Origin of the sequence: Robertkochia solimangrovi, assembly GCF_007279655.1 — a bacterium.
Classification (GTDB): Bacteria; Bacteroidota; Bacteroidia; order Flavobacteriales; family Flavobacteriaceae; genus Robertkochia; species Robertkochia solimangrovi.
The window spans coordinates 567134-592766 of sequence record NZ_QKWN01000001.1; the positions used below are offsets into that span (position 1 = coordinate 567134).

Sequence of the window (25633 nt, forward strand, 5' to 3'; positions counted from 1 at the left end):
TTTAGCTAACCGTTATTTTAGCGCGGAGTCATGCCGTTGGCATAGCTTATGTATCAGGGAGGAGGAGACGTTATTAAATGTTTCGCGTGTTTATCTCCGGCGGGGGGAGCCTTTATAGGTATTGTTCGGAAATAAACCTGAGCGAATTCATATACCGAGTGAATTCGCTCGTTGCCCTGATCTTTAACTTTCCTTTTTAAATCCTTTTTTCATAATCAGAACTGGAGATACCACTGAAAAAGATTGCGTATTTTTGTGGGGTAAAATTCGGATTCTATGACAAACAAAGTAACGACTACCTGGGAAAAGAACATGCGATTTCATTCTACCAATCCCGCCGGTGAACTCTATATCGATGCTGGGCCGGATGACGGAGGAGAAGGAAACGGACTCAGGCCTAAGGCGTTGATGCTGTCATCTCTCGCCGGATGTTCCGGGCTGGATGTTGCATCCCTCATCAAAAAGATGAAACTCGAAGTCGATAATTTCAAGATCGAGATCATTGCTGAGCTCACCGATGAGCATCCAAAATATTATCATAAGGTAAGAGTAGAATACCATTTTTATGGTTCACAATTGAATGAGAATAAGTTACAGCGTGCTGTTGACCTTTCGGTAAATACTTATTGTGGGGTCATGGAAATGTTTCGCAAATTCGCCGAGATGGATATTGCTGTACAGTTCCATCACTCATAAATCAGGTCATTCTCTAAACACCTCATTAATCGATAACCGAAGTGCTATGCGATGGACTGTTAAACCTGTTCCCGATCAAAACCTTGTCGATACGCTCAATGCCGAACTCGGTGCAGGGGAGCTTGTGTCCAGGCTTTTGGTGCAAAGGGGAATAACGACCTTTGAGGAAGCACGTCGTTTCTTCAGGCCTTCGCTCGATCAGTTACACGACCCATTTCTCATGAAAGATATGGATAAAGCCATAGTGCGTATCGAAGAGGCGATTCGTAATGAGGAGAATATTCTGGTATTCGGAGATTATGATGTCGACGGTACTACTGCGGTATCACTTTTATATTCATTCCTGAGTAGTATCTATCCCAATGTTGCCTGTTATATTCCCGATCGTTATGAAGAAGGATATGGCGTTTCCATTCAGGGGATCGATTTTGCCGCCGATAATGATATTTCTCTGATCATCGCCCTGGATTGCGGGATCAAGGCTATCGATAAAGTGGCCTATGCCAAAGAAAAAGGGATCGACTTTATAATTGGAGACCATCACCGGCCGGGAGATCAACTTCCGGATGCGGTTGCCGTTCTGGATCCGAAACGCGAGGATTGTAATTATCCATATGATGAACTATGTGGTTGTGGCGTTGCCTTTAAGATCGTACAGGGATTAGGCGGGAAATTAGGACTGGGTATTGAAGACCTTATGCCCTATCTCGATCTGGTCGCTACCGCAATCGCTGCCGATATCGTTCCCATTACCGGGGAGAACCGCGTATTGGCATGGTACGGACTCCGAATAATCAATTCGTCTCCAAGACCGGGTATCAAAGCCCTGACCAATCAGATGCAACGGGAATTCACGATGACTGATGTGGTTTTTATCATCGCTCCGAGAATCAATGCTGCCGGTAGGATGAAACATGGTTTACACGCGGTCAACCTGATGATAGAGCAGGATCTTGATCAGGCAATGCAGTTCGCTGCTGAAATTGAGCAATACAATGCTGACCGAAAGGATCTCGATGAAAAGATCACACTGGAAGCTTTGGAACAGATCCGTGAAAAAAGTGAGGAAGAGCGCTATACGACGGTGGTCTATAATGAACTCTGGCATAAAGGAGTCATCGGGATTGTCGCTTCCAGGCTTACGGAAACCTATTACCGGCCAACCCTGGTTTTTACCAAAAGTGGGGATAAACTCGCCGCTTCGGCACGATCGGTAAAGGATTTCGATGTCTATAACGCACTGCAGGCTTGCGAAGATTTTATAGAACAATTCGGCGGACATAAATACGCGGCAGGTCTTACCCTGCTGGAACAACAATACGAGGCTTTTAAGAAGAAGTTTGAAGAAGTCGTAGCGGAAACTATCGATAAACGCTTGCTGACCCCGGAACTCTCTATAGATACCGTGATCGATTTTGAAGAAATCACCCCTAAATTCTATAGGATACTTAAACAATTTGCCCCTTTCGGACCCGGAAATCCTTCGCCGGTTTTTATGACCACAGGATTACGTGATACCGGTTATGCAAAAGGAGTCGGTCAGGACGGGAAACACCTTAAGATCAAAGTTACACAAAACGGATCCACAGCTATAGACGGCATTGGTTTCGGACTCGGTGATAAGCTACCCGATATCACAGGCAGGAATGTGTTTGCAGCGGCATACGCACTCGATGAGAATGAATGGCAAGGTCGCGTGAGTTTACAGCTTAAATTAAAGGATGTTCGTCTAGATTTCTGACACACAATACATTATCTTTACATTTATAGTATAAAAATTTTTGATTATGCGATTTTTCTTGGTTGCCATTTCGTTATTCTTACTAGTTTCCTGTACTCAACAAGAGGAACTAAAAGAAACCTCAATCAACTCCCCCGGAAATATAAATACTGTTGAATTCTTTATCGATGCCTCAGGGGTGCCTAAATACCGGGTAATCCATAAAGGGACAACCGTTATCGATACTTCATCCCTGGGATTTGAATTCAAGGATATACCTGCTTTTAAAGGAGATTTTCGTATCGTTTCGATCGATTCCGGAAGTACTGATGAAGCCTGGAAAATGCCATGGGGTGAACAGTCGGAGGTGCGAAACCATTATAACGAACTGAAGGTCGATCTGGAAGAGACCCTTGAAAATGCAAGAAAATTAAATCTCGTCTTCCGGGTGTATGATGATGGAATCGGATTCCGGTATGAATTTCCGGAACAGGCACAAATGAACGAGGTAATCATCACTGATGAACTTACGAACTTCCAGCTCACCGTCGATCATACGGCATGGTGGATTCCGGGAGACTGGGATATCTACGAACACTTGTATAATACTACCCGGGTTTCTGAGATCAATGCGATCAGCAAAAGGAATCATCCGGATCTGGCCCAGACCTATATTCCGGAAAATGCGGTCAACACACCAGTGACTATGCGTTCACCTGGAGAACAGCCCTATTACCTGAGTTTTCATGAAGCGGAATTGCTCGATTATGCAGGGATGACGCTTAAGGTGAATAATGAAACACTGAACCTGGAAAGCGAATTGGTAGGGAGTGATATCACAGGATATAAGGTAAAAAGAAGTTTGCCTTTTCATACCCCCTGGCGTACCATTCAGATAGCCGACAAGGCTACAGAACTCATCGATTCCAAGCTCATTGTGAACCTGAACGAACCCAATAAACTGGGTGATATTCCATGGTTCACTCCGATGAAGTATACCGGAATCTGGTGGGAAATGCATTTGGGGAAATCTTCCTGGGACTTTGCCCGTACACAGGTTGCAGGGCAAACTTTCAGCATGGAAGATGCTTCCGGTACTCATGGAGCCACGACAGAGAATACCAAACATTATATCGATTTCTCCGCGAAGAATAATATTGGAGGGGTATTAGTGGAAGGCTGGAATACCGGTTGGGAACATTGGATCGGTTTTGAAGATCGGGAAGGGGTATTCGATTTTGTTACTCCCTATCCGGATTATGATCTTGAGGAGGTAGTGCGCTATGCCAAAGAAAAAGGGGTTCAGATCATTATGCATCATGAAACATCAGCAGCACCGAGAACTTATGAGAAACAATTAGATACTGCCTATGCACTCATGCAAAAGCTCGGAATTCATTCGGTAAAGTCTGGATATGTGGGGAAAATCATTCCCAAGGGAGAATATCATCACGGCCAATGGATGGTCAATCATTATAATAATGCGGCTTTCAAAGCTGCCGATTATCAAATCGCCGTAAATGCTCATGAACCGATAAAAGCTACCGGATTGAGAAGAACGTATCCGAATATCATATCGCGGGAAGGGTTGCGTGGACAGGAATTCAATGCCTGGTCTTCCGATGGTGGTAATCCGCCGGAGCACCTGCCTATTGTAGCTTTTACAAGAATGCTGGCGGGACCTATCGATTATACTCCCGGGATCTTTAATATTAAGCTGAGTCCATATAAACCTACGAGCCAGGTCAACACCACGCTGGCTCAACAACTTGCCTTATATGTCGTAATTTATAGTCCGATTCAAATGGCAGCTGATCTTCCGGAGAATTACGAAGGAAACCCCGCTTTCGAATTTATCAGGGATGTGGGAGTAGATTGGCAGAAAACGGTGGTCATCAATGGAGAACCTGGAGATTTTGTAACGATCGCAAGGAAGGAAAAAGGCACTGAGCATTGGTTCATGGGAAGTATCACCGATGAGAATGCCCGTGAAATATCTGTAAAACTCGATTTTCTGGATAAAGACGAATCCTATGAAGCGATTATCTATGCCGATGCGGAAGATGCTCATTGGGATAATAATCCAACCGCTTATAAGATCACCCAGCAGAAAGTGAACAGTGAAACCGTACTTGATTTGAAGTTGGCGCCCGGCGGAGGTGCTGCGATAAGTATAAAAAAGGAGTAACGATCACCTGCCTTCCTGACATCGCCGGCTCTGGGTAATAGGCTATGAATTCAATCAATTCTCAATTCTCAATTTTCAATCGGTTCTTATTCAATAACTCTGAACGGTTATATAAAAAGAAGGATTCATCGATTTGCAGCAATGGGAGTATTATTAACTATCTTTGCGAAAAATTTTAATTCGATGGATAAGATCCGTATCACCAAGCAGTTCAATTTTGAAACCGGTCATGCTTTATATGGTTATGATGGGAAATGTCGTAATGTTCACGGGCATAGCTATAAACTTTCAGTGACAGTGATCGGGACTCCCATTATGGATACTTCCAATGTAAAATACGGTATGGTGATCGATTTTGGTGATCTTAAGCGGATCGTTAAGGAAGAGATCGTGGATAAGTTTGACCATGCCACCGTATTCAATAAGAACACACCTCATGTTGAACTTGCAAAGGAACTTTCTGATCGTGGCCATAATGTAATCCTGGTAGAATATCAGCCGACCAGCGAGAATATGGTGATCGATTTCTCCGGAAAGATCATCGAACGCCTACCTGAAAACATTCAACTACATTCGCTTAAATTACAGGAGACGGATACTTCCTTTGCGGAATGGTATGCTTCTGATAATATGTAATATCCTTTTTGTTTGCTTGTACACTCGGAAGTGACGATCCCGCTCCTGATTTCTCGGGACACCTTTGGCGATGGATAAATTATGTGCCGTTAGTTTCATTACAATGTTATCGGAAAGACAGCAGCGAAGCACCCTTCAATTTTCAATTATCCATTATCGATTGCATCTTAATTTAAAATGTACCCTATAATGAAGTAATAATCAAAAAGGGTTGTCTTCCGATATTAATAAATTCATGTGCGGTAGGTGTACTACTGAAAAGGTGATCGAGTTGGGAATTTATTTTTTGTATTCCAGTAATTCCATTTGGGTACCGTCGAAGACTCCGTAGGTATAATAATGGATCCAGTCACCCAGGTTGATGTACCTTGAATCGTTTTCCAGCGATATATCCAGAGGGAGGTGGCGGTGTCCGAATACGAAATAATCGCGATGTTTTGTTTCCAGTTTACGTTTGCAATACTGAACGAGCCATTCCGCTTCCTCTCCCAGAAATTTGATGTCCTCATCACCTGAGATCAATTTGTTCTTTACGGAAAGATACTGAGCCAGACGTACCCCCAGATCGGGATGAAGCCAGCGGAAGAACCATTTAGCCACCGGATTGGTAAAGAGTTTCTTCATGCGTTTATAACCCTTGTCACCGGGACCGAGTCCGTCTCCGTGTCCGATGAAGAAAGACTTACCATTAAATTCAAATTCCTGAGGTTTATGAAAGACCGGAATATTGAATTCCTCTTCGAAATAACCTTCCATCCAAAGGTCATGATTACCGACGAAATAGTAGACCGGAATTCCCGAATCGGTGATCTCGGCAAGTTTTCCCAGGGTTCGGGTAAATCCCTTGGGGACAACCGTTTTATATTCGAACCAAAAATCGAAAAGGTCTCCTAAAAGAAAGATCGCAGCTGCGTCCGATTTTATTTCGTCGAGCCAGGTAACGAATTTTTTTTCCCTCTCCGCACTCTCTTTACGGGTAGGTGCACCCAGGTGATTGTCTGAAGCAAAATAGATCTTCTTTCCTTCCGGTATCTCCATTCAATTGAATTTGGGTGTAAATATAGGTAAAAAGCGATTTAATGATGGTGGTCTGTTTAACGAGGCCATTCATAATGATGGAGATGAGGTGGTTGTAAAATAGTATATTTTAAGTGGTTAGGAGGTGTGTTTAAAATGTATTACCAGGTGAATGATTTTCTGAAATTATTCCGGTTTCTATTCTATATTTGCGCACTTTTTGAAAATTAATGACAGCCGAAGCGTTGTTTGAGCAAATGGACTTCCGGGAAGATCCTTTGCTGGAGAAGATGATTTCTGATATTTCAGAATACCACTATAGTATCATCGATGATTTCTTTTCGGAGGAAGAGATCGCACTTTTCAGGACGAGTCTCCTTTCGAAATATGAAGAAGACCGATTTAAGAAATCAGCAATTGGTGATCACTTCCATGAACAGATCAAAGCGGGTATTCGCGGAGATTTTATTCTTTGGATAAATGAACAAGAAGCCAGTGCGGCTGAAAAGCGATTCTTCGATCGTATCAATCATATGGTTTCCTATCTGAACCGAACCTGTTTTATGGGAATACTTCAAAAGGAATTTCACTATGCGTTATATCCTGAAGGTACTTTCTATAAGCGGCATCTGGATACCTTTCAGAACGATGACCGACGAAAACTGTCCATGGTCTGTTATCTGAACGATCATGACTGGAAGCTGGAGAATGGAGGGGAATTGCGCATTTTCTTTGAGGAGAACGGCAAAGAATCTTTCACTGATATTTGTCCGATGCCTGGCCGTGTGGTGATCTTTGAAAGTCAGTTGCTGGAACATGAGGTTCGTACCGTACTGGCGTCTGAACGATTAAGCATTACCGGTTGGATGAAGACAAGGTAGATCAGTCCTGATCTTCTATAAGCATATTTAAATATTGCATATAGTAGTTTCGTAACATGCGTTCTACCTGCGCCCTGTCTGTATTGGCATACAACATGCGGTTCTTTTCCGCTACATAGAAAATGAAGAGTCCGAATTTATCTTCCGGTACCTGCAGGGTTTCCAGAATGAAATTCCCATAATCTTCTTCAAGCATGGAGGCAGTATTCAGTTGGCGTTCAGCCTTCAGTTCTTTTTTGAGTGTTTTGGAGCGGCCACTGATCAAATTGATGATCGGATCGAGCGAGGCGCCACTGATAATCCCGGTAGCGACCTGTAGTGCGTTCCTTCCTTCGAAGGTTTCCTGATAAACCTTTCTTTCGGCCGGGGTCCGTATTTTGGCATGTTTATTCATAAATCCGGCAACTCCGGTAGTGTCTTTGACCACCGTAACGGCTTCAAGATCGATGGCATCTTTATTAAAATCGAATTCAAGCACCCCCGTTTTAAGTTCGTAGGCACCTACTTTATAGGTAAAGGGTTTTTCTCCTCTGGCGGCGATCATGAGTTCATCGCCATAAGCGGCGAGGATGAACCATTTACCATCTACATTAAAAGAAGGGGTGGACGTGGTCATATTGGCGGCTTCGAAATGATCGAAAGGGTCACCATCCCGGTACATTTTTAGCTGCAGACTGTCGCGTTGTTGGGCATAACCGGATACGGATATGAACAATAGGAACAACCATCGTGCAGAAAGACGACCGGTTTTGTTCTGTATAGACAGAAGTCTGGTGTATTTTGATACAGAGGTTTCGATAATAGTCGGTTACAGTTTGAATCGTAAATAAAAAGATATAATGCAGAGGGTACAAATTGATTAACATTCCCTAAAGAAATATGGATTGAAATTGGCAAAATTTAACGCAATTCTGTATAAAAAGATCAAAATTCTGATAAAAAATATCTGTCAGTAAAAATGTGTATTAAGGGGGTGTTAAATTTATAATCCAAAATACTGAAACATAGTATATTTGCAATGAAATTAATTGATATTATTAAAACCGCAATATTATGGTAAAAAAAGTGTCGATGTTTGCGATTATCGCAATGTTTGCAATTCCGATGTTTGCTATGAATACCAATCCGGACTTGCCAGTTGTTACTGTAGGAGATGAGGTAACGATTAACACTCCTTCTTCTGTTGAATTTCAACATATCAAATTTCCAAAACGCAACCTGATGTTAAAGGCGGGAGCTATTCCAACTTTTAGCGGACTCCATGGAGAAACTGTAAGGGTAACGGATGTACAGACTACCGATAACGGTACCGTACTAACTGTTGAGCGTAAGAACGGAAACAAATTCTTTAATAAATATAAAAGCGTAAAAGTTCATTACGATAAAGCAATGGAAACCGGAGAGATCAGTTTCTAAATTTTTTCAACGCATTTAATGTAAATTCCGAGAGAACCAGCTTTCCTGAGATCGCAGCTCTTTCGGAGAGCAAATCCGACCAATTTTCGGTGCCGACCCACATTATCTTTTTCATCTGCAATAGGGCATCAGGATTGTAGGAAGCTAAATTTGATGAAAGTATTTCCAATTCCTTATCCATTTCGGTAAGTGTTGGAAATACTTTTGCATATAGACCCTTTTCCTGAGCCCAATACGCCGTTTTCCATTCAGTAGGTGCCAGACTTAATTCCGCCAGTCCTGAAACTCCGATCTTTCGCTCCACCGCCGGAGCGATTACAAAAGGACCGATTCCGATAGACAGTTCTGAGAGTTTGATCGAAGCTGCTTCCGTAGCCATTACATAATCACAGGCCGCTGCGAGTCCGACACCACCGCCAACGGTCTTCCCCTGAACCCTTCCGATAATGGGTTTCTTACAAACTCTCATCGCATTGAGTACACCGGCAAAGCCTTCAAAAAATAATTTGCCTTCCGCTTCATTACTCACGGCCAGTAATTCATCAAAGGAAGCTCCGGCACAAAATGCTTTTTCCCCTTCGCTTTTCAGTACCATGACTGAAACCTCCGGATTATCCGAGCATTTATGGATCTCCTTTTCGAGTCGCTTCAAGAGTTCTGCCGGAAAAGAATTACTGGCCGGGTGTCCGAATTCCAGGGTTGCGATCCGATTTTCAATATGAGTGTAGAGACTGCCGTTGCTCATGGGAATTTAGAATTTAGAATTTAGAATTTAGAATTTAGAATTTAGAATTTAGAATTTAGAATTTATTATAAGGATACAAGTTACGATTTAGCGGTTAGATCCTTGTAAATATTTCTGCCGGAATTTGAATACGAGGGCTCCTCCGCGGATCAGCATCCAGACGAAGAAAGCGATCCAGATCGCGTAAAGTTGGAATCCGATACTGTCGAAGAACAGTAGGGTCGGCGTGAATCCGAGGAAGGTGGCTGCTAGCAGGACATTTCTCAGATATTTCGCTTCTCCAAGGCCTTTAAAAATACCGTCGAACATAAATGCAATGGCATTCACGGGTTGCATGATCAATACGATCCAGAAGACGGAACTGAACAATGCCAGTACAGCGGTATCTTTATTAAAGAGCCAACCGATATCGCGATAGAAAATACCGCAGACCGCTGCAAGTATCAGAGCGATAATGATGGAGTATTTGCTGATATCTACACTCAAAAGCCAGAGCCTTTTGTAATCTTTCGCACCGAGTAAACGTCCCGAGATCGCATTTCCAGCATTGGCATAACCGTCGATAAAGAAAGAAAAGAATAGCCAGATGTTCATCAGGATGCTCTGAGCGGCGATAAAGTTCTTGCCGTATCCTGTAGCATAGGCGTTGGCGAGGTAGATCGCAAAATTCAGGGCTGCAGTTCGAATGAAGAGATTGAGACTCATCAAAAGCAGGTCTTTCATTCTCGGATTGATCTTTTTTCGGATATGAAAGCCAAACGGTGTTCGGGTGATATAGAAGTACAAGGCCATCATCAGCATGATCACCTGAGCGGAAACACTCGCCCATGCAGCTCCTTTTAAATGCATGGCAGGAATTAGGTCACTATAGCCATAAACCAGGAGATAATCGAGGATCACATTGACCACTGCTCCGGAAAGGCTACACAGCATGGCCCAAAGGGTATTTTGCATGCCGCGAAAGACACCAAAGATCGCAAAAGTGACAAGGGTTAAGGGGTATCCCAGCGCTCGTATCCGGTAATATTCCTCGGTGTAGTTCAGAATGATCCCCTCGGCATTATAGAGGCGGAAGATCTGTGCTGCGGCAAAGGCCGTCGAGAAATAGATGACAAGACTTAACAGGAAGTTAAACAGCAGCGCCTGAGGAACCAGTGTTTTGACTGCATATAGCCGGTTAGCTCCCAAATGTTGAGATACAATGGAGGAGATTGCGGTTTTGGTCTGTGCGATGATCCAGATGATGGCCGAGAGAAAGGATCCAACGATACCCGCCGCAGCCAATGCTTCCACCGGATGATCATCTACATTGCCGATCACAGCGATATCGGTTAGGGAGATGAGGGGTTCGGCGATGCCCGCGATAATAGCAGGTATGGCGAGCTTATTTATTTCAAGGAAGGAAACTTTTGTCTGTTGCTTCATCAAACCGGAATGTGATTTTTGAAATTATTCAGAGGATTGCAAAACTAATTCATAACAATGGAACGGGTGTTCGCTTTGCTGCGGAAAATAAACTGGCGCCAGTCGTTGATATCCCCTTTGTTCATAGAATCGCATATTTCCCTGATTTTTAGAAAAAGTATCGAGTCTTACAGACGCTGCGTCGTTTTCCCTAGCCAGGCTTTCGGCAAAGGACATCATGCGTTGGGCATGTCCCATTTTCTGAAAATCAGGATGGACCGCAAGTCGGTGGATATAATAATTGTTTTTATCGGGTGTCAGCCATTCGATCTCATTATAGAATTCATCTTTGAGTTTTGAGATGACCACACAGCCGATAATGATATTGTTATCTTCCAGAACATAGAGTTCTTCTCGCTCGATATCTTTGAGGAAGGCCTCTTTTGACGGGTAATTATCGGTCCATTGAATGATTCCTTTAGTCCGCATATGACGGTCGCAGGCCCGGGCGATCTCCAGGAGTCGGTCGATTTCTTTCGTTAATGCAATACGTACTATCATTTGTAGTAAAACTTTTTCATTACTTTTATTTCGTAAAAATAAGACGAAGTAAATTATGAAGCACATTCTGGTTCCCATTGGCACATCAAAAAATTCTGTGAACACACTGCAATATGCTGTAGATCTAGCCAGTAAGTTCGGTTCAGATATCTATGTAATGCAGGCATTCACGTTGATCTCAAAGGCTGGTTCCATGGCCAGTATCGAGCAAAAAGTGGTGGAGACCAGTCACCGGCAACTGGAAGAGGTGATTGCGGGGGTAGACCGAAAGGGTGTGAAGATTAAGGTTGCTACGTATAACGGGAGTCCGGTAGATGGCGTTAAAGCGATCGATAAGGAATTCGGAATCGACCTGATCGTGCTGGAACCGAAGAGTAATGATATCCGGGAGGAGGTATTTCTCGGAAGTACTTCGGGCAGCATCGTCAAGAGAACCAACATTCCGGCACTTATCGTACCGGAAGGGAATACATTTAAAAATTATAAGTCGGCATTGGTAGCCTTCAAGTCTGGAATCGTGCGAAACAAAACCTTATTGAATCCGTTAAGAGATATGAAGGAGATGTTCGGACTGACCTTGAACTTATTGTTGGTGAAGACACCGAACTATTCTCAAAATGACCTGAGGGTAGATCCGGCATTGATGGACCTGAGTTCAAATATACAGATCACGGAGAACACGACCACGTTTGAGGGGGTATTGGAACACTTCCAGCAGCACAATCCGGAAATTTTGGTAGTCTTCAGAAGAAAACGCGGATTTTTTGCGAAACTTTGGGAAAAAAATATAATTTTGAAGCGCGAATTCAGATGTTCGATACCACTATTGGTTTTAAGCGTTAAGAAGTACTGATGACCGCGGTCATTTTGGGGATGTAGCTCAGCTGGCTAGAGCGCTTGCATGGCATGCAAGAGGTCGTGGGTTCGACTCCCATCTTCTCCACGAATAGGATACCAAAACAAACCAAAATCCCGCAAACCTCCAGTATTTACGGGATTTTTATTTTTTAGGATATCAAATAATACCAAATAATATCAAATAAAAAGGGGCATATTCGGTACCCTTTTTATTTTCTTAAAAATCGCCCACTCGAAATGCGAAAACCCCTGATTTTATTGGCTCTCACAGAAATCCTTTAACATTTGTTAACGCTGATTTTTATATTTTTAAGGGGCACATAAAGGGTGCAATTCTATGAGTAATGTTATATCAGTAATATTTTACATTAAAAGAGCCCGGATAAATTCCAAGGGGCTGTGTCTGGTTATATGTAGAATTACCTATGACGGGAGACGATCTGAATTCAGTACTGGAAAGTATGTGGAGCCTGATAAATGGAACCCCAACGACAGAACAAGTCAACATTACCGACCAAGTCACCTACCAAGTTGAAGCCATGTCTATAAGTATAAACTCAAGAGAATTCAATAGGGCAGCGTTTGTTGTAAGCGAACAAAAAATTTTATGTATACCACTTAGAAACTCTAAAATTAATAAAAGAGAAATGGAGGAATGCGTTAGGTTATATATATTTGCTGTAAGACATTAAGACTCCCCTACCCAAATCTACAAAAATTAGCTACAGAAAACTGTTCTCCAACAGGCTGAGGCTTTGTCTGAATTTTGGAATAGTTCAATTTGTAGATATTATTAAAAATTATTTTCAAAATGCATAATAATTCAAATGTTCTTGAACAGTTTTTAGAAAAGTGGCCCTTGGAGAAATTGCCGGATATGACACTCGAAGAGTATACAAATCTCGATAAAAACTCTTTTTGTTATTGGGTAGAAGCTGAAACCGAAGATCTGGGAAGTATTTGGGGAGGTTCTTCTTATAAATTTGGGATTTATAAACGACAAGGCTCAAAAAATGATAGTAGAAGGGGTTATTTAACAGATGGGGAATATTCATGGGTAGGAAAATATGGTCAGAATAGTAAGGATGCTTTTAACACTATAAAACATTACATTATTCAAATTGCAGAATTTGCTACGCAGGGATCCATTAAAGAAATTGATACCATAGATTTAGGAGATGCCTTTAAATGGAAGATTGCATTTTTATATTCCAATGAGCAGATCATACCTATCTATAAAAAGGAAGCACTTATACGAGAAGCCGAAAGAAATGGACTCTCAACCGATGCATCACTTGGGGAATTACATACCGCATTAATCACTCAGAAAGGATATAACGAATCTATTTACGACTATTCAAATAGAATATGGAATACGTATGCCAGGGAAAATGATTTAAACTCTCAATATCCGGAAAACAATAAAACACAACGGAAATATTGGTTATACTCTCCAGGTCGAAAGGCCAGGTTTTGGGATAAGTATTACAATGATGGTATTATGGGGTTGGGATGGAATGAATTGGGAGATCTTAGAAGGTATAATTCCAAGGAAGATATTGTTTCCAAACTACAGGAGCTGCAGCAAACGGATAGTTCTAAAAAAAATGATGCGGCGGCAAATTTTGATTTCTTAAAAAATATGTCTGTTGGAGATGTTGTTATTGCAAAGAAAGGCCGAAAAGAATACTTAGGATATGGGTACGTTACTTCAGACTATTATTATGATGAAACTTCAAAAGATCATAAATCGTTAAGAAAAGTAAATTGGATAAAAAAGGGAATTTGGACCGAAGAAAATACAGATATTATTGTAAAAACCTTAACTGATTATACACGGTATCCTGAAACTATCGACAGAATTAAAAGCATCATCGGAATAGAAGATGATAAACATGTGAAAATTAAGATCCCCAGAATGAATAAATCTCCTTTAAATTCAATTTTGTATGGCCCTCCAGGCACAGGTAAGACCTACAATACTATCAATAAGACATTAGAACTTTTCGATGAAGATTTAACCGGACTAAGTCGGGCGGATATAAAAGCGAAATTCGAAGAAAAGATATCCCAAAACAGGATCGTCTTCACAACCTTTCATCAAAGTATGACCTATGAAGATTTTGTAGAAGGCATAAAACCTGTGGAGCCACAAAAGGAAGGAGATCCGGTTATATATAAAATTGAACAAGGAATCTTTCAAAAACTATGTGTTGAAGCTACATTTTCATTAGCCAAGGAAAATGAGTCAGTTACCACTGAGAAAGTCTTGGACTTTTCTCTAGCTTTCGACGAATTTGTTGCTACGATTCAGGATAGACTATCTACTAATGAGGAAGTGGAACTGGAAACTAAAAACGGAGGGAAGGTAATTGTTGATGGAATCTCCCAACAAGATAACATCCTTATCAAACATCCCGGAAAAGATAATACTTATCCCGTATCCAAACAGCGATTGTCTAAAATACATGCTGCATTCCCTGACCTGAATGAAATAAATAATATTGATCAGCAATTCCGGTCAGTAATTGGTGGAAGTAATTCAACTGCAAACTGGGCGGTTCTGAACGCTATACGAAATAGTAATGCGATTAATAATAATAAAAAAACGGATCAGGAATATAAATGGGAAGATAAAATTGAAGTCGTTAATTCGTTAAAAAAGGTCGACTTTAAAGGAAAAAACGGGGAACCTTTTGTAATAATCATTGACGAAATAAACCGTGGGAATGTCTCCCAAATCTTTGGAGAATTGATCACCCTTATAGAAGAAGATAAACGTTTGGGTAATCCTGAAGCTATTCAAGTACAGCTTCCCTACAGTAAAGAAATGTTCGGTGTTCCTCCCAATGTATATATAATTGGAACCATGAATACGGCAGATCGAAGCGTTGAAGCCTTAGACACTGCCTTAAGAAGAAGATTCAGTTTTATTGAAATGCCACCCATTCCGGATTTAATTAGAATCGAAGGAAAGGTTCCTAACGGAATCATCCCTGATCACAATATTGATCTTACGACACTTTTAGAAACGATCAACAATCGTATAGAAAAGCTGTTAGATAAAGATCATATGATCGGACATAGCTATTTTCTAACCGTAAATAATCTGGAAAGCTTAAAATTGGCATTCCAAAACAAGATTCTTCCCTTACTTCAAGAATACTTTTTTGGAGATTATGGTAAAATTGGTTTGGTAATAGGATCCGGATTCTTCGACATCCGAAATGAGCAAGATGAAGAGAACATATTTGCTCATTTCGATGATTACGATGTAAGTATGTTAAATTCAAGAAAAGTGTATAGACTTAAAAATATCATTCAAATGAGCGATCAAAATTTTGTTGAGGCTTTGAATCTATTACAAGGGAAAGATATTTAATTGAAACAGAACCCGGAACATATTACCGTTTTTGAGCATGAGACTTTGCGAATTGACCGCGGTGATCAACGTCTCACAAAAGTACAGTTAGAGGCTTTACAATTGTTCTATGGCGAAAATGGAGTCCCCTACTATTCACTAATCCACCATGGTGTCCGCTTCAATGAATATGTTGGTGTAATTCAATTAGGTAATTTAGTCATTGAAGTCCTTCCAAAAGCGGATAAGTCGAATCCGAACGATGAGAGGGTTAAATTTTCCTGGAGAAATGTGCTGATTTCCATGCTCCATGCTGTGGGAATCTTAGATATACACGCCCCTAGCAACAGTAATTTAAACTTACGGCAAAATTCTATCCTAGATCTCTACTTTGAACTCTACATTCGTGAAGTAGAATATTTACAACATCGTGGACTCATAAAAAAGTACCGAAAAACGGAAGGAAATAGAAACGCATTAAAGGGAAGTATTCAATTTGCAAAACACTTAAACCAAAACCTGGTTCGTCAAGAACGGTTTTATGTAAAACACTCTACCTACGATAAGGAGCATGTTATTCACGCTATTCTTTTTAAAGCTTTGAAGTTATTGAGCTACATCAATACCAATATACATCTGAAAAGTAGATTAGGAGCATCATTATTGAACTTTCCGGAGCAGAATGATATCAAAATAACTGAATCGGTTTTTGATAGAATAGCATTTGATCGTAAAGCAGAACCGTACAGAAATGCATTGGAAATTGCAAAGCTACTTCTTCTAAATTACCATCCGGATGTAAACCGGGGCACCAACAATGTATTGGCATTGATGTTCGATATGAACATGCTGTGGGAGCAATTTGTTTTTATAAGCTTACGAAAGCATAAGGCAAGTACCACCAGTATTGCTGCTCAAAACACCAGGAATTTTTGGAAACCTCTATTAGGATACCATAGTAAAATGAAGCCCGATATTGTTATTAATAAAGATTCCGACAATTGCATTGTTTTAGATACAAAATGGAAAAATTTAAGCGGATATAATCCTTCTCCGGAAGACCTCAGGCAGATGTTTGTTTACCTAAAGTATTATAAAGCAAAGCGGGTTGCTCTATTATATCCCGGAACAGAGAATACTTCAAATTCAGGTTTTTACTATGACCATAATAGAATTAAATCAAATGAATTAGGGGAGGAAGAGTGTGCTGTAATTTCTATCGGAGTTGATGTGTGTATTAAGAAATGGCAGTTAAGGATTTTTGAGAGTATTGAAAATTGGTGTCAAATTTTATAAAATAAGGTATATCCCACTTAATTGAGGAATTTCAGACCTTGTTATATTAATTCAGTTTTGGGTTGATTTTTTACTGCTCATAGACTTAACATTTATATCAATATATGTAATAAAGGCTGTTTGCTTTGCTTTGTATTTATTAAATCACAGCTAAATAAACGCACTGAAAATCAATAATATACATTATAGTTTAGTATTTTTGTGTTTAAGATTTGTTGACCAACAAATAGAACTTAATTATTTAAATACTTGAAAAATGAAAGGAGTTGAAAAATTTTCAGTTCTTGCCCTATTTTATGTGTTATTTTTATCATGTCAGGATGAATTACCGAATCCATCTGAAGATCTTTTAGTAGGTACAATTACTTTAGATTTAAAACTTGAGATTGTTTCCCAAGCATCGCCCTGGTCCACCAAAGCAACAAAGGGAATGGCATATGCTTTGGACTGTTCATTTCCGGATCCACCAACTGTAGTGGTTCCCGAAGTTTTCAATGTTCAATTTTTTATTCCAGGAGAGAGTGAACCGGCTTATGAGTTTACAGGTTTTGAATCTTTTAGACTGAATACTTTTCAGGTTGTTTTGCGCGAGTATGAAATTATAATTCAGACCGAACCCGTGGGTTTACCTGAATATACAAGTTCTTCAATGTATTTTTATACGAAGACAACTCATGACTTTAGTAAGGAAACCTTTTTGGGATTGACAGTAAAACCGTTTCAATCTCTGGTGGTGGTTGCAAAAAATAATCTTGCTGGAGGTCCTACTTTTGATTTATTTGATACCAATGGAGATGTTTTAACAGTTGGAGTTTTTAAAGATTTAGAAATGTATGAAGAAGAATATGTTGGTTTATATGTTGGTGACATTAATGGGAGGGTAGGAAGCATGTTGATTTCATTTACTGATTATGATGGTGTTGACAGAAGGTATACCTTAGAAGACTTAGAACCTGCTGTTATGTATCGGGTGTTGTTCTGTCCCGATCCTTCTATGGGGATCTATATTGATAAAGATATTTTCGAAAATGTAGTTGATGTCATTATTGAATAGTATTTATGATATTATATATGAAAATTTTATTGATGAAAAAACGGACGAAATCAACCAAAGAACTATTAGTAGATTTACCATAACCAAGTGTATATTATCATAATTAATGTCCACAACCTCAGAGTCGATAACATTTGACGGTTCCATGGCTAAACTATTGCCCATTAAAGGGAATACCGAAAAATGTCTTAAAAGGAATTCGATATAATTTCTAAGACCTAATCAGTAGATTAATTGATAAATATTATTTTAAAACGGGAGGTGATCAGTAGGGTCTTCGATATCATCCGTTAGCATGAGGTCAATGAGATCACTTCTGGTAGCCGAACCGTCGCAAACGGGACAAGGGTGAAAGTTTAATTTCTCCAGAAGTTCCAAATCCAGGCTTAATTCCGGATTGTAACATAATCGATGATACTGGAAGATCAAATCCGTAATCGGTTCTAAATAATCGTCTGATTTTCTAAATAAGAAATTACTCAGGTGATTTGGGATTTTATAATCTCGAGCGTAAATTATTTTAATACCTCGTAAATCATTTCTACGGCTATTTTCCCAGAATTTGTTGTCATCCGGATATTTATCAATAAATTTTTGACCTTCTTTTACCAGTTTTTTTATTGCTTTATCCACTTCGGCAATGGACGTAATATTTTCATATGTTGCGTAGGTATACATCGGTTTTACAAATACCTTTAATTTTTGGGTGATTTCCCAGTCATCCTTAAGCAGTCTCTGAAATTCTTCAGTATTGTTAAAGTAAAGGTCATAATATTCTTTAAACCACAATTTAAACAGCCTGACTTGTCTTCTTTGTTTTATAAGTTTCTGCTCACAACTAAGAGTTTTGTTTCTATCGGTAGGATATGAAAATTTTATAGTATCCGGAACACCAATCAGAGGTAATTTGAAATTCAGAATCTCACAATTTTTATCGGTATGAAAAAGAAGCTTTTTTTCATCCTCAATTATACACGGAGACTGAAGATCATGCACTTCAGGACTATAATAATATGAATAATAAAAACGGGTGTTCAATAGCAGATATTTCCATTTTAGACAGTTTTCGATATTATTTTCCTCAAGTATGGGGATATGGTTTTTATAATAGTGAAAGTTTGGATAATTAAAATGTTTGCGGGAAGAGTATTTAAAAATGAATTTGAAATCAGCTTCCTTTATATAAGGCATTTGGAGTCGGTTTAGGTAAGTATCTGTTCTATCTTGATCTGAAGTTAAGATATAATAATCAGATCAATTTTTTTTGTCAAAATGGTTGATAAATATAAAATCTGGGAATTAAAACTAAAAAGCGGATTTGTTAAGATCTGTGGAAGATTATCGAGTTCAATTCCGGGGTTTAAAATATATTGAAAAGTGAGGATTCCCGTAAATATTTAAAAATATTTTTATTTAAATTTATTGGGTTTATTTTCTGAAACATTAATCTTTAATTGTAAATCTGATGAGTGATAATACACCTGGCAGGAAACTTACTCTTTATGAAAAATCTCAAATTATGAAGACGTTTAAACGTTCTCCTGAATTCAGGGCAAAATGGGAACCGATACTAAAAGCTGCCGCTGAGCGGGCAAAGATGATTTCGGAAGAAAATAATCAAATTGACCATGATAGTAATATCAAATAATTTCTTAGAATCCAAATCCAATATATATGAAAGACGAATTAGTTAAAATTACTGTACCGGATAAGCCAACCATATCACGTTGCATAGGTATTCCCATTGAAGTTTGCTTAAAACCTCGAATTTTCGATCCTAAAAGTAAGAGTGATAATCAATCCGGAATTGATTTACCATTTTAAAAGATTAAAATATTTATGCCTGTCGACTTACTGTTTAAGGTCAGTATTTAATGATTTTTCGGATTTCATTGAAGGGGAAGAGCTGTTTAAACGTTAAAAAATGTTAAAAAGGGGGCTATGCGGGGGGCTTTGAATTTGGGATCCTTGGGAGGGCCTTTAAAGGCTCAAAAAATCAGATTTTGGATAGTCCCATCTTCTCCACAACTTACAGTTAAGAGAGCAAAGTGCGGGTATTAAGTCCGCACTTTTTTTATGCAGTTTTGTGAGCGAAGTGCTCAGTTCAAAGTGCCGTTTGACTTATTAAGTACTAACCAACCGCTCTCACACTCGCTCTGTATCCCATTGTACCCATTCCGATCACTTTATAGTTAATTGGTAAAGCCTTTAATTGATCTTTCTGATTAGTTTGGTTTGAAAAGGGGAATGCATGTTTGAATTTCAGAAACTTATGGTGTATAGGTAAGTATTAGTCTTCAAATGATGATTGTAATTTGTAAATAACAAATTTCAGAACGTGAAGTTATATCGTAAACGTGAGAGCGCTCAGAAAATATAACTCATTATACATTAGTATAGTGTTAACGGATCGATCGTAATAAAAATCATACTTTCACTAAAATACACGTTGACATGAAATCAAGATTTATTTCCTCTATTTTTTTACTAACGATTATTGTTATGGGTAGTTGTGTCCAGGGTGATAACGGACAACAATTGGATAATGATGATCAACAGATAGAATTAAATGCATTTGTAGCTCCTGAAACCAATTTGCTTCAAATTTCTACTATTGAAAATGAACCATTAGAATTTTCGGATGTTATTATTGGTAAAAGTTTTTGATTAACCTTAATTAATTCACATTAAACCTGTTGATTAAATTATTTTTGCTAGTAGTTATCTCAAAATTCCTTTCGTATCTGTAGACTATTCATTTAAATATAGATTATAACAGGTATAATTAAAAATTAAATCGATGCCTGATACGCCTCAAGGATCCAGGCCTTTAATTCCGGGTCGATTTCACTGAGGTCTGTTACCTGTACTCTATGTGTACACATGGTGCCGAACGGACCAGAATTTTCAAGTCTTGCAGTCGTGGGTTTGTCCTTGAGCTTAAAGCCGAGATCGATCCTGGATTTAGTAGCGGGTTTGATCAACAGGAATTGTCTTTTCCGGATAATACTGACACTTCCTTTTTTAGGTGTTATGGTCACATCAGTCCCCAGAGCCTTGACAATTTCTATCAGCTTTTGATAGATCGGTATCAGTGCTTCTTTTCCCTTATATTGTGCCTCCACCAAATCTTCCGAAGAGTGATCTTCTTCCTTAGAAAGGGTTACGATCATATTGGCGAACCCGTGTGTCACCCCATGTTCCGATTTGAGATAGCTGACACCTTCAGAGTGCTTTGCAAAGGACTTATTCTTTAGGATCGACTTCCATTCTTCTAAGGATTTGCCGGTCTTTGCTGGCATATTTTCGATCATAGTTTGAAGTGCTTTGTCCATAATTTTGATTTATAATACAGGTGCAACTGAAGTATATCAACAATTTAATGCTTTAAATTGGTATTGATGCTTTCCTGAATCTTTTTCTTCTCTTTTCTGGTCAACCATTTTATGATGATTGTGGTGTTTGTAAGAAGCAGATATCCCAGAATTATGTTGAGTCCGGCAATGGTCCAATTAAAATAATCCTGAGTTCGGCCAAAGAATAGTTCATTCATCAGATTACTACTATCCCTAGAGACCTTACTTTTAAAGGCAAGGAAGCAAAAATGCAGAAATACAGGAGCATAGTCAATGATCAGGAATCCCCCAATGAGTATCAGAGCTAATTGGAGTATATTTTCTTTGTTGAAATTTCCTAATTCTATTCGGTTATCGTCAAATCCCTGATCGAGTTTCAAGGCATTGATGATACGATCAGATTTTTGGATCAGGAATGTAAATATGAGAACAAGGAATATTATAATACCGAATATCCACAATAATGAAACCGGTTTAAAATCTATAAATATGTATCCCATATTGGCTGGGACAAAGACAAAAGCAGTAAATATTAATGCGTAAAGTCCAAATAGTTTAATAAGGATTCGAAAGAAGTCTTTTTTTGTCATAGGATAGTCTTATAAGTCCGGATAAACTCGAGAGGATTCAAAAAATACAATTTAAGAATGTTATCAATATTATCGTGAATAGTACATAGCGGGTAACAAATCTCAAAATTTTAATTGTTTATGCTGATTATAAGCCTCCAAGACCGTCTTTTCAAGGTCCCTAAAGTTGATCTTTAGGGTCGTGGAAATAATAGAAATTGGAGATCCATAGGATTCGTAATTGGTCTTCATCGCTCGTTTGGCAACCATACCCTTTGCGCGTTCTATATATTTCTCGGGTTTATCTGTTTCCAGGATCAACATTCGGGTCTTGACGATTTCCAGGGTATGTATTTCGGTGATATCTTCCCAGGCTATGAGTCCGACACTCGTGGCATTAGAATTATCCGTGATCCCTTTTTCATCGATGATAAGTCCTGCATTTTTATCAAAAAGTTTCTTGACAATAAATATCAGACAGAGTCCGAAGAATAAAACAGCGGCAATACCTGCAGTTATGATCACAGGCTTTTTCCCCAGAATACCACGCATATAAACTTCGGGATTGAGTATGAAATGGATGCCAAGGCTTACAAATAGGATACAGCCGAGTATTTGCAGTAAAATTTTGTTCCTGCTCAAGGGGATTACTATTTTATCATTCATGGTGCAATATATTCATTGGGTTTTTCAGGATTGATCGTCAGTTCGGGGAGTGCCTGCTTCAAGGTAGCCAGGTCTGCTTCCGTTACCGTATTGCCTTCAACGGTCAGAAAACGCAGTTTATTTAACTGCGTTAGTTTATCTACTTCTTCCGATAGGATCAATTGGTTTGAGCCGAGATCCAACGACTCCAGATTTGAGAGTTTATCGAAGTCTTCCGGCAGCGTTTTTAAATTCAGTAGCTCCAGTGCAAGATCTTCCAGTAAAGTCAGTTGTGTGATTTCATCGGGAAGTTCCTGTGTCGGCTGTGATTTCATCCGTTCGATCAATACATGATGAGGCGGATAGATCGACCATCCTTTACTGCTTCCTATGGCGCTTATACTGAGTTTTTTAATTTTTTTCAATTGAGTTATTTCCTTCGGCACAGCAGTTAATCCGTATTCTTCTAAAGAAATAAAAACAGTCTCCTCTTCCGATAGGGAGGCGAATAATGGTTCCTCCCGATCTTTCTCCTGAGTGCAACCAGTCAGCAACCATAAAAATAAGATCCATTTTTTCATAGTCAATGTTTTGAGTTAAAATTGAAGGGGGGAGGAAACTTTGCTATAAATGTAATAAAATTCGGATAATGGAAAGTCGGGTAGAAATTAATTTATCTAGGTCTGCTGGCGCACGAAGATGCTCGAGTGACCTGTGGTGAAAGTGTTCTTCGCGGGCTCAGGTTTTTTGGGACTTCGCGAACTCAGATTTTTATTGGGGTTACAGAAAAACAGGTGATAATTTTTAATTTTTCATTTCGTTTCATGAAAATCGAACTTATCTTGCCGTTAAATTTTTATACGATTCTATGGCATCAGGATTTTTTGCGTTACTCGATGATATTGCATCCCTAATGGATGATGTTGCGGTCTTGGGAAAAGTGGCCGGCAAGAAAACCGCCGGAATATTGGGTGATGACCTCGCGGTCAATGCAGAAAAAGCCTCCGGATTTATGTCGTCGCGTGAAATACCAGTACTATGGGCGATAACCAAAGGATCTCTTCTTAATAAATTGATCATTCTGCCTATAGCCTTCCTCCTGAGTGCTTTTGTTCCTGCTGTGATCACATTTATTTTGATATTGGGCGGACTCTATCTTGCGTATGAGGGGGCGGAAAAGATCTATGAGTTCTTTGTGCCTCACGCTCATAAGACTGAAAAAATATCCATTAAGGATCTCAGTGAGGAGGCAATTTTGAAACATGAAAAAGAAAAAGTGAAAGCTGCGATTGTAACCGATTTTATTCTTTCCATCGAGATTGTTATCATCGCTTTGGGTACGGTGACCGGAGAGCCCTTATTGAACCAGATCATTGTGGTTTCTCTTATTGCACTGGTAGCAACGGTTGGGGTATACGGAATCGTGGCACTGATCGTTCGTATGGACGAATTCGGAAAAGCTTTGATCGATCTGAACGAGGAAACAAATAGCTTTTCTGACAAGGTTGGACGCATATTGGTAAAAGCCCTTCCCAAAGTGATCAAAGCACTTTCAATTATTGGAACGATCGCTTTATTATTGGTGTCCGGAGGGATATTCTCACACAATATTCATTTCCTCCACGGACTGTTTGAAAGTATTCCCGCATTCATCGTGGAGTTCATGCTCGGACTCGTAATTGGTTTTATAGTGTTTCTTCTAATCAGCCTGGTGAAAAAGCTTTTTAAGAAGAAAGATCACTGATTATCCGTATTAATAGCACCATCACTCGACGTTGCCGCAGTCAGGAGTCCCGTCACCTATCGGGAGCAGGATTGTCACTTTATATTGCGTAAGCAGACTTAATCACTAAAGAATTTCAAAGCTCAAGTCGTCCTCTAAATCCTCTCGCCGCATAGTAAGAATCGGCGCCATTGTGATAGATGAAAACGCGGTTATATCTTCGGTCGCCAAAAACAGCCCCACCACGGGATCTGACCGATTCGGGTGTTTCCAGCCAACTCGACGTTTTAAGGTCAAAGGTTTCTAAAGTTTGTAGTTTAAAGTATTGCTTTTCGGTCAATACCTGGATTCCCATTGTAGCGGCCATATCCTGAACACTGTTCTGAGGTTTATGAGCCTTTCGGGATTCCAACGCTTTTCGGTCGTAACAAAGGCTTCGTCTTCCTGACGGACTCTCCCGGGAACAATCGGTATAGATGTATCGATTCGTTTCTTTTTCATATCCCGTTACATCCGGTTCTCCACCGCTGCTTTCCATTTCATTAAGCGACCATAATTTTTCTGGATTTTGAAGTAGTCGAACTTCGATCTCGTTCCATGAAAGTTCCGGGTGCCGGAAGGTATTTTCATAAAACCGTTTTTCCAGGATATGCAGGAGGTTGGTAGTCTCTTCTTTTGTCAGGGATTTTGATTCCATCGCAATCGTCTTAGATTTAACGTACTGAGATCAAGATACCCTAAAAATTGTAGAACTCAGTCAACGGAAAGCAGTTTTCTGTAATCAATGAATACATCAAAAGTTCAAGCTTCCTAATTTAGGTTTGGTCACGGGCTACAGGTTGCACTCTTAAATGGGGATGCAGTGAAACAGTAAAGCAGTGAAGAAGTGATATAGTAAACAGTTCTCTGTCTTCTGTCTTCTGTTCTCCGTTTTCTGTGAAAAGTGCAGGTATTTAGTTCTTCTGTCACCACCAGGTAGCCGTACTTCTCCAAATAAGCACGGCTACAGGGTAAGGTAGTTAACTGAAGAAAATTTATTGTGGTTTCACCGAAAAGAAGGTTTCTCCAGCACCTCCTTCTCCGTTAACATTGCCTCTGGTATTGTCATCGGGAGTAAAGAAATAGATAGGACTCCCTAAGAATGAAAGTTGTGGACCCAGATTGTTTTCTCTTTTCAGGTAGCTGAAATCTTCTGGATCCAAAGAAGAAGGCAGAGCCAGGCTCATCGATGCTTTTAGGGGTGGCCATACTTCCGCGCAGCCACCGGAACAATTACTGATGTTGTTCCCGTCATTTACGGAACGGTAGGGACTGACCCCTTTGTCATCGGTAAGATAGATGACCGGATCTTCTCCTTCTGTTGATGATTGGCGACCTAATAGTAGGGTGTAATCGGGTTTTGCAATGTGGAAAAGTCCGCCTTTCCCGTCTCCTTATATCTTTTTGAGATATGGAAATTGATCTTAAATATTGAGACTTTTAGTATGAAAACGGTGACATATTACCA

27 protein-coding genes and 1 tRNA gene are annotated in these 25633 nt (G+C 39.7%); 16 read left to right on the top strand and 12 right to left on the bottom strand.

Annotated elements, in window-relative coordinates:
* The first annotated feature begins 276 nt into the window (after positions 1-276).
* From DMZ48_RS02420 to DMZ48_RS02435, 4 genes are all read left to right on the top strand, one after another.
* On the top strand, positions 277-696 hold the full coding sequence (locus DMZ48_RS02420) for an OsmC family protein (protein WP_143953499.1): 420 nt from the start codon (positions 277-279) through the stop codon (positions 694-696).
* 46 nt (positions 697-742) lie between these two features.
* Positions 743-2437: a single-stranded-DNA-specific exonuclease RecJ gene (gene recJ, locus DMZ48_RS02425; protein WP_143953500.1), complete on the top strand. Its 1695-nt coding sequence runs from the start codon at positions 743-745 to the stop codon at positions 2435-2437.
* A 46-nt stretch (positions 2438-2483) separates the two neighbouring features.
* Complete coding sequence (locus DMZ48_RS02430; RefSeq protein ID WP_143953501.1) at positions 2484-4604, top strand: glycoside hydrolase family 97 protein; 2121 nt, start codon at positions 2484-2486, stop codon at positions 4602-4604.
* 183 nt (positions 4605-4787) lie between these two features.
* Positions 4788-5240, top strand: a complete 453-nt coding sequence (locus DMZ48_RS02435; RefSeq protein ID WP_143953502.1) for a 6-pyruvoyl trahydropterin synthase family protein — start codon at positions 4788-4790, stop codon at positions 5238-5240.
* 279 nt (positions 5241-5519) lie between these two features.
* On the opposite strand, the gene DMZ48_RS02440 is transcribed toward DMZ48_RS02435, so the two are convergent.
* Positions 5520-6278: a UDP-2,3-diacylglucosamine diphosphatase gene (locus DMZ48_RS02440; RefSeq protein WP_143953503.1), complete on the bottom strand. Its 759-nt coding sequence runs from the start codon at positions 6276-6278 to the stop codon at positions 5520-5522.
* 209 nt (positions 6279-6487) lie between these two features.
* Here DMZ48_RS02440 and DMZ48_RS02445 point away from each other — a divergent pair, with 209 nt between their 5' ends.
* Positions 6488-7138, top strand: a complete 651-nt coding sequence (locus DMZ48_RS02445; protein WP_143953504.1) for a 2OG-Fe(II) oxygenase — start codon at positions 6488-6490, stop codon at positions 7136-7138.
* A gap of 1 nt (position 7139) precedes the next feature.
* On the opposite strand, the gene DMZ48_RS02450 is transcribed toward DMZ48_RS02445, so the two are convergent.
* A complete protein-coding gene (locus DMZ48_RS02450) occupies positions 7140-7853 on the bottom strand; it encodes a hypothetical protein (RefSeq protein WP_143953505.1) in 714 nt (237 codons plus the stop codon).
* A gap of 338 nt (positions 7854-8191) precedes the next feature.
* Between DMZ48_RS02450 and DMZ48_RS02455 the strand changes: the two genes are divergently transcribed.
* A complete protein-coding gene (locus tag DMZ48_RS02455) occupies positions 8192-8554 on the top strand; it encodes a hypothetical protein (protein WP_143953506.1) in 363 nt (120 codons plus the stop codon).
* On the opposite strand, the gene DMZ48_RS02460 is transcribed toward DMZ48_RS02455, so the two are convergent.
* The 3 genes from DMZ48_RS02460 to DMZ48_RS02470 form a co-directional block, all read right to left on the bottom strand.
* A complete protein-coding gene (locus DMZ48_RS02460) occupies positions 8544-9299 on the bottom strand; it encodes an enoyl-CoA hydratase/isomerase family protein (RefSeq protein ID WP_143953507.1) in 756 nt (251 codons plus the stop codon). The genes DMZ48_RS02455 and DMZ48_RS02460 overlap by 11 nt on opposite strands.
* 87 nt (positions 9300-9386) lie before the next feature.
* Positions 9387-10724 carry an MATE family efflux transporter gene (locus tag DMZ48_RS02465; protein ID WP_143953508.1) on the bottom strand — a complete coding sequence of 446 codons (1338 nt, stop codon included), beginning with the start codon at positions 10722-10724 and terminating at the stop codon, positions 9387-9389.
* Between the two features lie 24 nt (positions 10725-10748).
* On the bottom strand, positions 10749-11264 hold the full coding sequence (locus tag DMZ48_RS02470; RefSeq protein WP_338420289.1) for a GNAT family N-acetyltransferase: 516 nt from the start codon (positions 11262-11264) through the stop codon (positions 10749-10751).
* Between the two features lie 55 nt (positions 11265-11319).
* On the opposite strand from DMZ48_RS02470, the gene DMZ48_RS02475 reads away from it, so the two are divergent.
* From DMZ48_RS02475 to DMZ48_RS02500, 6 genes are all read left to right on the top strand, one after another.
* Positions 11320-12117, top strand: coding sequence for a universal stress protein (locus tag DMZ48_RS02475; RefSeq protein WP_143953509.1), 798 nt, complete (start codon positions 11320-11322; stop codon positions 12115-12117).
* 16 nt (positions 12118-12133) lie between these two features.
* Positions 12134-12207: transfer RNA gene (locus tag DMZ48_RS02480), tRNA-Ala, on the top strand.
* 252 nt (positions 12208-12459) lie between these two features.
* Entirely contained in the window at positions 12460-12657 is a 198-nt protein-coding gene (locus tag DMZ48_RS18880) for an Arm DNA-binding domain-containing protein (protein ID WP_143953510.1), read from the top strand.
* Between the two features lie 276 nt (positions 12658-12933).
* The gene (locus DMZ48_RS02490; RefSeq protein WP_199287925.1) at positions 12934-15504 is read left to right on the top strand and encodes an McrB family protein; all 2571 of its coding nucleotides are present in this window, start codon (positions 12934-12936) and stop codon (positions 15502-15504) included.
* A complete protein-coding gene (locus DMZ48_RS02495; protein ID WP_143953511.1) occupies positions 15505-16779 on the top strand; it encodes an McrC family protein in 1275 nt (424 codons plus the stop codon). It begins immediately after the preceding gene.
* A 256-nt stretch (positions 16780-17035) separates the two neighbouring features.
* Positions 17036-17833 (top strand): hypothetical protein, encoded by a 798-nt coding sequence (locus DMZ48_RS02500; protein WP_143953512.1) that lies wholly within the window; start codon positions 17036-17038, stop codon positions 17831-17833.
* A 249-nt stretch (positions 17834-18082) separates the two neighbouring features.
* On the opposite strand, the gene DMZ48_RS02505 is transcribed toward DMZ48_RS02500, so the two are convergent.
* Positions 18083-19024: a hypothetical protein gene (locus DMZ48_RS02505; RefSeq protein WP_143953513.1), complete on the bottom strand. Its 942-nt coding sequence runs from the start codon at positions 19022-19024 to the stop codon at positions 18083-18085.
* 328 nt (positions 19025-19352) lie between these two features.
* Here DMZ48_RS02505 and DMZ48_RS18830 point away from each other — a divergent pair, with 328 nt between their 5' ends.
* The 3 genes from DMZ48_RS18830 to DMZ48_RS02515 all read left to right on the top strand — a co-directional run bounded on the left by DMZ48_RS18830 (position 19353) and on the right by DMZ48_RS02515 (position 20500).
* Positions 19353-19481 (top strand): hypothetical protein, encoded by a 129-nt coding sequence (locus tag DMZ48_RS18830; protein WP_277872829.1) that lies wholly within the window; start codon positions 19353-19355, stop codon positions 19479-19481.
* 26 nt (positions 19482-19507) lie between these two features.
* Complete coding sequence (locus DMZ48_RS18490; protein ID WP_162558652.1) at positions 19508-19657, top strand: hypothetical protein; 150 nt, start codon at positions 19508-19510, stop codon at positions 19655-19657.
* Positions 19658-20287: 630 nt separating this feature from the next.
* Positions 20288-20500 (top strand): hypothetical protein, encoded by a 213-nt coding sequence (locus tag DMZ48_RS02515; protein ID WP_143953515.1) that lies wholly within the window; start codon positions 20288-20290, stop codon positions 20498-20500.
* Positions 20501-20625: 125 nt separating this feature from the next.
* Here the strand turns inward: DMZ48_RS02515 and DMZ48_RS02520 are convergent, their stop codons facing one another.
* From DMZ48_RS02520 to DMZ48_RS02535, 4 genes are all read right to left on the bottom strand, one after another.
* On the bottom strand, positions 20626-21168 hold the full coding sequence (locus DMZ48_RS02520; RefSeq protein ID WP_143953516.1) for a DUF4287 domain-containing protein: 543 nt from the start codon (positions 21166-21168) through the stop codon (positions 20626-20628).
* A 44-nt stretch (positions 21169-21212) separates the two neighbouring features.
* The gene (locus DMZ48_RS02525) at positions 21213-21779 is read right to left on the bottom strand and encodes a hypothetical protein (RefSeq protein ID WP_143953517.1); all 567 of its coding nucleotides are present in this window, start codon (positions 21777-21779) and stop codon (positions 21213-21215) included.
* A 102-nt stretch (positions 21780-21881) separates the two neighbouring features.
* The gene (locus DMZ48_RS02530; RefSeq protein ID WP_242009084.1) at positions 21882-22400 is read right to left on the bottom strand and encodes an STM3941 family protein; all 519 of its coding nucleotides are present in this window, start codon (positions 22398-22400) and stop codon (positions 21882-21884) included.
* A gap of 20 nt (positions 22401-22420) precedes the next feature.
* Entirely contained in the window at positions 22421-22984 is a 564-nt protein-coding gene (locus tag DMZ48_RS02535) for a leucine-rich repeat domain-containing protein (RefSeq protein ID WP_143953519.1), read from the bottom strand.
* 287 nt (positions 22985-23271) lie between these two features.
* Here DMZ48_RS02535 and DMZ48_RS02540 point away from each other — a divergent pair, with 287 nt between their 5' ends.
* The gene (locus tag DMZ48_RS02540) at positions 23272-24147 is read left to right on the top strand and encodes a DUF808 domain-containing protein (protein ID WP_143953520.1); all 876 of its coding nucleotides are present in this window, start codon (positions 23272-23274) and stop codon (positions 24145-24147) included.
* A gap of 115 nt (positions 24148-24262) precedes the next feature.
* Here the strand turns inward: DMZ48_RS02540 and DMZ48_RS02545 are convergent, their stop codons facing one another.
* Positions 24263-24823 (bottom strand): DUF4256 domain-containing protein, encoded by a 561-nt coding sequence (locus DMZ48_RS02545; RefSeq protein ID WP_199287926.1) that lies wholly within the window; start codon positions 24821-24823, stop codon positions 24263-24265.
* Positions 24824-25160: 337 nt separating this feature from the next.
* The gene (locus tag DMZ48_RS02550) at positions 25161-25352 is read right to left on the bottom strand and encodes a hypothetical protein (RefSeq protein ID WP_143953522.1); all 192 of its coding nucleotides are present in this window, start codon (positions 25350-25352) and stop codon (positions 25161-25163) included.
* Positions 25353-25633: the final 281 nt, after the last annotated feature.